Source organism: Aeromonas enterica, assembly GCF_054052465.1.
This window is the reverse complement of the sequence record NZ_JBSTYL010000094.1, coordinates 1-203: the sequence shown is the minus strand read 5'-3', so window position 1 is coordinate 203 and position 203 is coordinate 1. Positions and strand designations below refer to the sequence as shown.

1 pseudogene is annotated in these 203 nt (G+C 62.6%); it reads left to right on the top strand.

The window, feature by feature from the left end:
• Positions 1-161 (top strand): annotated as a pseudogene (locus ACW5XD_RS24045) (IS1595 family transposase); the annotation flags it as partial.
• Between the last annotated feature and the right edge of the window lie 42 nt (positions 162-203).

The window sequence follows — 203 nt, the reverse complement described above, 5'->3', positions numbered from 1 at the left end:
TTCAACACCTGTTGTCCCTCTTTCCCCAGTTAACCCTGCGCCAGCGCCGTGTTGCCCAGCAGGAGCTCACGGCGCCACACGCCATTACCTCACTCAATACCCAGCTACCGGCATGCAGCGGTTGCCCGCATTGTCAGGCAGAACCCGCTCAGCTGGCACCCTGAGGCTGGAGTCGGGGACTGCGCCGCTACCGTTGCAAACTG